4 protein-coding genes are annotated in these 6,892 nt (G+C 37.1%); all 4 read left to right on the forward strand.

Going from position 1 to position 6,892, the window contains the following annotated elements:
• Positions 1 to 90 precede the first annotated feature (90 nt).
• A complete protein-coding gene (locus L1D51_RS19745) occupies positions 91 to 5,307 on the forward strand; it encodes an RHS repeat-associated core domain-containing protein (RefSeq protein WP_239964584.1) in 5,217 nt (1,738 codons plus the stop codon).
• A 4-nt stretch (positions 5,308 to 5,311) separates the two neighbouring features.
• Positions 5,312 to 5,713, forward strand: coding sequence for a hypothetical protein (locus L1D51_RS19750; protein WP_239964585.1), 402 nt, complete (start codon positions 5,312 to 5,314; stop codon positions 5,711 to 5,713).
• Between the two features lie 304 nt (positions 5,714 to 6,017).
• Positions 6,018 to 6,212, forward strand: a complete 195-nt coding sequence (locus tag L1D51_RS19755; protein WP_239964586.1) for a hypothetical protein — start codon at positions 6,018 to 6,020, stop codon at positions 6,210 to 6,212.
• 175 nt (positions 6,213 to 6,387) lie between these two features.
• The gene (locus L1D51_RS19760; protein ID WP_239964587.1) at positions 6,388 to 6,741 is read left to right on the forward strand and encodes a hypothetical protein; all 354 of its coding nucleotides are present in this window, start codon (positions 6,388 to 6,390) and stop codon (positions 6,739 to 6,741) included.
• Positions 6,742 to 6,892 lie beyond the last annotated feature (151 nt).

Below are 6,892 nucleotides of genomic sequence, written 5' to 3' on the forward strand. Positions count from 1 at the left end.
GGTATACATGCTACACCGTTTTCAAAAATCCTTGACACAAATGGCGATGCTTTACCTGACATCGTTTACATATCAGGTATGAAGGCGAGAGTGCATGAGAATTTAGGTGGAAAGTTTGCGCCTGCAAAAGATTTGTTCACAATTCCCTCATATAACAGTGGGGCATCTGAAATAGAGACAGAAAAATTCAGTACTTTTGGTGGTGCACCTAACAGTAGCGTGTTTGATTATGATGGCGACGGAAAGTCTGATTACTTAATTAAAAGAATTACTACAGAAGAAGAGTGTGAAAGAGTAGAAATTAGTGCTGGTACATTCGAGAATATTTGCTCAGATTACACTGTAGATAGTACTTGGTTTTTATTTTCGGGTAATGATTGGAGCAAACCAGCACTGACGTTTGCCGGTAACGAACTCTCTAGTTCTATGCAAGTTGCAGATTTAAATGGCGATGGCTTATCAGACCTTCTGTATCAAAAAAATGGCAATCTTGCTTACAGGTTATCGACAGGTATAAATTTTGCACCTGAGCAGATTGCACAAAGTACTTTTGCATATAATAAATCACCAGTTACTTTGACTCAGTATAACTTTAAGGGATCTGTTGCTATAGATGTTTCTGCCGATGGAAAAACTGACTTTTTATTGTCAAACAAGACTAAAGACAGTAATGGAGATAAATGGACAGTACTTTTAGCTAAAGCAGATGTTAGTGATCCAACTAAAATAGTTTTCCAACAAAAAGGCATATTTAATGTCGATAAATATAAAGCGCATCAATTTGGTGACGTGAATGGTGATGGAAAACTAGATTTACTCTCTTATAGCCACGATAAGTTAGAGATTCGTTACAGTACCGAACCTAATAAATTGATGAACGTTATTTCGTCGTACGATAATGGTTACGGTGTTTATAACCGAATTGTGTATTCTGGTATAACATCAAGGTATAACAATTTCTTTAATGATGAAGTTGCTGTTTATATAAAAACTGATTCAACGGAAAGGTATGATACAGATAACTCTGTTAACAATGATTACATATCCCCTAAAACAGGATACTTTGTTGTTAGTAGAGTTGACAGTGATATAACTGAGATGTCTGCAGTCTCTGTTTTATATCAGTATGGGGGTCTTTTAATTCATAAAAACGGGTTTGGAATGCTTGGATTTCAAACATTGAGGACGATTGACGCGCAAACTTGTACAGACTACGTCGACTACGAATCATACCCGAACGTATCGGATAGTAGTTCAGAGGATGGACCTACTTCAATACGAAGACCAAAGATCGTAACAAATTACAACGAATGCGTGACGACCGAAACAGTTTACCATCAACGCTTTCCTTATACAGGTATGCCAAAAAGCACAATTCAGACATTAGGCTTATCAGGTACAGCACCTATAATGAGTCAGGCGACCAATATTTGGACTGAGGCTTCGACAGCTAATGGTGCCTTGACAGTATATCTCCAAAAATCTATTGAACAGCAATATAGTTTGAATGATGACTTATCTAAGAGTGACTTGTTGAATGTTACTACTACAAATAATGTGCAAGATAGTTATGGGAACATCACCAATATTAAAGTTGAAATTGAGGATGGGTCAGATAGCTCAACAGATAAGCATTATACGGAAACGTCGAATATTTATGGTGTAAATGCAAAGTTTAAAAAACTTGGTCGTCTAACGAACACGTCGGTAACCAAGTATTTATTAAAAAACAATGTAAAAGCGCCTGTAAATGGTGTGCCAGGTAACATCGTTCGCTCTTCATCATTTACATATAATAATGATTTAATGCTAGAAACAAGTGTGACAGAGCTGGGTACAACTACTTATGGTTACGATAAGTGGGGTAATAAAGACTATGAATCTTATGCTGCTAAAGACTCTGCAAACAGTACAAGTAGTCAGCGTGAAACATTTACAGAGTATTATGGTCGTGGTCGTTATATAAAAAATCAAACCGGTATCGATAATATTACAACTACTTATGTTTATAACAGTTCTACAGCCACTCCAAATGGTCGTATAGAGCTTTTATCGACGTCGGATAATAATGGTAACAAGACAACAACTGAAATAGGTTGGTTCGGTAAAGCTGGTTTAAAAACTAAACAATTAGGCAATAGCCCGGTTACTTTACAAAGTCAAACATTCACGCAATTTTGTAGTAGCTTAACCTCAGGAACGTGCCCAGAAGATGCGTTTATCCGTCACACACAAGTAGCATCAGGGGCACCTGAGAAGCAAGTATTCACAGACAAGTTTGGTCGAGAAGTTCGAAGTCAAATACAAAACTTTAATAATACTTGGACTGTTGTTGATAAAACTTACGATGAACAAGGGCGTGCAAAAACAGTTACAGAACCTAGTTTTGGTACTGGCAGTGCATATTTAACAGAGCTTTTTTATGATCGTATTGGTCGTGTCGTTAAAGAAGTACGGCCTACTGGAATTGTTACTTCTTCTCGTAAAGGGTTAGTAACAGAACATAGAGACGAGCGTGTAAATGATTCTGCAAGTGAGTGGGCTCAAATTAGTCGAGTTACTCGTGATTTTACAGGAGCGATTGAAAAGTCTGAATCGTTGAATAAATCAGGAGTAGTCTTAGCTTCAACATTGATGCGCTATAACGCAAATAATGAGCTTGTTAGTTCTTCCGTTAATGGGGATGATGTTAACGTTATCTTTTATGACCAGTTGGGTCGAAAGACAAAAATGAAAGATGATACAAAAGGAACTTGGCAATATGACTATAACAGTTTTGGGGAGTTAATTTGGCAACAAAATAGTGAAGGTTCTGTCTCTAGTTTCTATTATGATTCTGCTGGGCGTAAAATCGCTCGTGTAGATGAAGATGGTCTCACCTGTTGGGCATATGATGATATTGGTTCGCAATATAAAGGGGCTCTATTATCTGTACAATACATAAAAGGAAAAAATCAAAGCTACGACTTGTGCAATTCAATCAGCAATGCTAACTACACTGAAGAGTACCTGTATAGTTCAAGCGGCCAAATCTATAGAACTACAACAACTATTGATGGCGAACAGTTTACAACAGAACAGTATTACGATGACTATTTGCGTCCAAACTATACAAGTTACCCCGGTGGCAAACTTGTAACTAAACAAACATATAATGATATTGGTATGCCAACTTCCGTTGTTAATGTCACCGAAGGTCATCGTGACTTCGGGAAGGTGTACCAAAGATTAGTTGAAGTTGATGCCCGAGGTAATTCGACAGTGGTTGAATATGCCAACGGAGTTCGTCAAACTCGTGCATACAAGGCTGAAACGGGCCGGATTGATACCCTATCTATTTATCGTGGCAGCAATATGCTACACAGACTTGATTACACTTTTGATGCAATAGGTAACCTTACAAAGCGAGCCCATAACTTTGGCTATGGTGGAAGTAGTTCTGATTTTTGCGAGTCATTCAAATATGATAATCATTATCGTTTAATGAAAACTAGTTTGAATGCGGGTACCACAAGTTGTAATAACAATGTTTCTGCTACTCAAGATATTCGCTACGATACTTTTGGTAACATTCTTTTCAAACAAGGGGTTGGAACTTATGAGTACACCGATCCTGATGACAAATATAAACTGAAGGCAATACGAAATAGCGCTGGTAACCAAATCTATAATTTCCAATATGATGACAGGGGAAATATTTATAATGACGGCACCCGTACTTTTGCATATACCGCATTTGATAAACCTTCGCGCATCAGTAAAGGGAGTGTTTACAGCGAATTTAAATATGATCACAATCGAAATTTGTACAAACGCATCGACCAGCGTAATGAAGGTCGTACAGAAACATTATATCTCAAAGGGCTATATGAGCGTTTAACATTGCCTTCAGGAAATGTTGAACACAAATACTATGTTGGGAATACTGTAGTAATTGACAGTACTGATGCTAAGCAAAGTAAAACTTTATATACGCATAAGGACCATCTAGGCTCTACCGTGACGGTAACAGACGCGAATGGCAGCGTTGTTCAGCACATAAACTATGATGCGTGGGGGAAACAAAATCGGTTCTATACTAGTAGCTCATTAGTTTCTTTGTTGAATCAACAAAGCCCCGTGGAAAGTAAAGGTTATACAGGTCACAAAGAAATATCGGATTTAGGTATTATCCATATGAACGGTCGGATCTACGATCCAACCTTGGGACGGTTCTTACAGGCTGACCCGTTTATTCAGTTCCCAGATAATTCGCAATCGTATAACCGTTATAGTTATGTGTTGAATAATCCAATGCGCTTTACTGATTCTAGTGGTTTCTTTATTGATGGTTTCATAACATCTTTAATTGACACAAAGTTACCACATCCAGAATTTAAGTTTTTGGCTAAAAACCCTGCTTTGGCCACTATTGCTCAAATTGCAGGTACTGCAGTTACTACTTATTATTGTGGGCCCTGCTCTATAGGATTTAATGCTTGGTATACTAAAAACTTGACTTATGCGCAGACAGGGAATATGAGGGCTGCATACACATCTGCGGCTATTACAGGCGCTACAAGTGCTGCATTTTATGGAATAGGTGCTTCTGGATGGAGTGATGGGGCTAAAGTTTTTGCTCATGCGATGGTTGGCGGTATTTCTGCTCACATACAAGGGGGAAAGTTTGGGCATGGGTTTATAGCCGCTGGGTTCACCAAATTTGTGCAAGTCAATGGAGTCGTACCAAGTGATATGGCAGGTGGTATTATAGTTTCAGCAACAATTGGGGGAACAATGTCTGTTATTACAGGAGGTAAGTTTGCAAACGGAGCCATTACAGCCGCATTTCAGTTTGCCTTGAATAATTGGCTATCAAGTAGAAAAACTCTAAAAGAAGCTTTAGTAGAAGCGAGTATGAAAAATGCTGATGAAATGACGATAGCTGGTAATGCCGATAAATATGGGACGGTAATTTATAAAGATGGAGACGAGTTTATAATTGGCAGAAGCTCTACTGATGTACCATTTGGACTTACTATAGGTGAATCTCCAACTTATTCTTCTATGTGTGATGGTTTTTTGTCATGCATGTTTTCAGGATTTAAAGATATAAGCTTTGTGACCGTCGCCCCCATGCCAATTGAAAATGCGGAAGGAGTTTTCATTACAGTGCCAAATAGAATTCACTACAGAAGTATGATTGAATCTCATTATTTAAAATTGTCAGCTAAGGTTGGAGCCCCTGTTTATGTTAATTCATTAAAGGATAGAAGCTGGGTGCATAAATTTGATGCTCGCCAAAGTTCAAGTAATACAGGAGAATAACAAGATGAGAAAATTTATATTTTTATTATTAACAATAAGCTCTGCCATTCAAGTTTATGCTAGTGATGATGATTATAAGCAAATAACTTGGAGTAATTTATTTGAAAGCCATAAAAAATTAGTAGGTGAAAAAGTAACTTTAACAGCTTTTTATAACTTCGCAGGTTTTTATAAAGATCTAGAGAGTGCAGATAGTTTTTCAATGGAATACTTGGTGTTCCCATTCTATGGTGATGTTACAAAAGATTTTGTTAAGCATTGCAATGAGAGAATGCTTATAGTGGAGGGAATTATTTCTAGCCATGAAAAAAGTAGAGCACCACGAATTAAGAAAGTAACTAGGTTAAGTCCAGTATCAAACCCTGAATATAATTGTTTAGATCAAATATTAGGTTTTGTGAATTAAAACCCATTAGGGTTACATTAATCCTCCTTTGAAAGTGCGTGAGTGAATTTCTGCCGAATTATTTTCAGAATAAAATAGTATTCACTAAATCTTCACTCGCGCCCGTTATGTCACTGATTTGATATCGGATAATCATCTGCATTAGTAATCAATCTGGTTCTAGATATGTTGCCTTACCTCAAGCGTTCGTTCCACATAATACTCGGTGCTAGTAGAACAAATAGGGTCAGGTCTTTCTTTTTTCTTTTAGCTTATTGAAGTCTAATTTTTAGTCATTAACTTGCCAATATTGATAGGTGAAAGGATGGCTAGGCCATTACCATTAGAGTTCGCAGGTGCTTTGTATCATGTTACGTCGCGAGGGAATGATCGAAGACCTATTTATTTAGATGAAGCTAAATTTGATGGGTTCTTAAAAGTTTCAGGTGATGTATTCGAACGTCATAACTGGGTTACCCTCTCTATTTTCTTAATGAGTTATTATGCAATTCTTAAGTAGAAACTCTTTGTAAAAATAACTTAGTTTTTCTCTCCTTTGAAACATTAGGAGAATTAAGTGCCTTGCTTCACGTTATGGTTATTATATCCCCTATTTTTAAATGTTTTTATATTGGCAATTGTAATTAATAAGATTTATTATAAAGCGTAAAAATTAATATTACATGGACATTATGGTGAAAAAATTTTTATTCCTTTTAGCGCTTTTATTAACTGTGAGCTCAGTAGAAGCAAAGTACATTACGGCACTAAACGGTCAGGGCGTTTTAATTGAAAGAGTTTTTGTACATGAAAGTGGTGCAATATCAATTTACATCGCTGGTGAATTGAAAAATCTAGATAATTGTACAGCTACTTTTAGGGTATACATTCCACCTACAGCGACTGCAAAAGATGAAATGCTATCACTCGCTCTATTTGCATATGCTTCTGGGAAACGAGTGGGATTTCACGGTTCTGGATGTAGTACAACATCATTTTGGGGAGGGACTCAAGATGTTCCTGTAGTTAATAATATGTGGGTTCATTAGCATTCGTTGATTTAAAAAGGATAAATAATGAAAGAGGTTTTGCTGTAATTCTAGTATTTTAGCTTCCCTGTAGAAGAGCATTTAGAGTCACCCATTAGAAAACTCCGGTCAAGCAGGCTGCTGCGTTTCCTAATGGGAGACTCCTAAATAT

Source organism: Pseudoalteromonas shioyasakiensis (genome assembly GCF_022398475.1).
Classification (GTDB): domain Bacteria; phylum Pseudomonadota; class Gammaproteobacteria; order Enterobacterales; family Alteromonadaceae; genus Pseudoalteromonas.

Excerpts from the sequence above, each read along its gene's own strand:
- L1D51_RS19750 (WP_239964585.1), top strand. The coding sequence starts at position 5,312 with ATGAGAAAATTTATATTTTTATTATTAACAATAAGCTCTGCCATTCAA.
- L1D51_RS19755 (WP_239964586.1), top strand. The coding sequence starts at position 6,018 with ATGGCTAGGCCATTACCATTAGAGTTCGCAGGTGCTTTGTATCATGTT.